Annotated in this window: 1 protein-coding gene and 1 pseudogene; both read right to left on the bottom strand. The window is 55.4% G+C overall.

Annotated features, from left to right (window positions below):
* Positions 1 to 193, bottom strand: a pseudogene (locus tag LL06_RS27110) (flagellin); the annotation flags it as partial.
* Positions 194 to 458: 265 nt separating this feature from the next.
* On the bottom strand, positions 459 to 599 hold a 141-nt coding region (locus LL06_RS27105; protein WP_280114138.1), incomplete at its 5' end, for a flagellin.

The following is a 599-nucleotide window of genomic DNA, read 5'->3' as shown; positions in this document are numbered from 1 at the left end:
CCTGCACGGTGCCGAGCGCCTTGTTGTCGGAACGCATGGTGGTCGCAATGGACCAATAGGCCGAGTTGTCTGCGGCAGTATCAACCTTGTAACCCGAAGAAATACGGTTCTGAGTCATCTCCATGTCGGAGTTGATCGAGCGAAGTGTCTGCAACGCAGACATCGCTGAGGCATTTGTCATGATGCTTGTCATGGTGGCGTCCCTTTAGACAGGAAATTACACGGGACATACCGGGTTTTAATACCGGCAACGACGGCAAAGCATCATGCTCGTCGTTCCCGGTTGCTTCCGATCAACGACCCGTCATTTCAATAGGGTCATTAATGCCTTATCATGGTTACCGAACATTTAACCGCCCCGGTAAGTTTCTAAATATTCTCGCAGATCAAAAAAAACGCCGGGGATTGCTCCCCGGCGTTCGGTGTCGGTCAGCCCCGGATGGGGCCGGTAGCGCTGCTTAACGGAACAGCGACAGGATGTTCTGCGAGCTCGAGTTGGCGATCGAGAGCGACTGGATGCCGAGCTGCTGCTGGGTCTGCAGGGCCTTCAGGCGGGTCGATTCCTCGTTCATGTCCGCATCCACCAGACGGCCGACGCC

It is taken from the genome of Hoeflea sp. BAL378 (genome assembly GCF_000759435.1).
GTDB lineage: Bacteria > Pseudomonadota > Alphaproteobacteria > Rhizobiales > Rhizobiaceae > Hoeflea.
The sequence above is the reverse complement of the archived record's forward strand: the minus strand, read 5'-3'. Positions and strand labels throughout refer to the sequence as shown.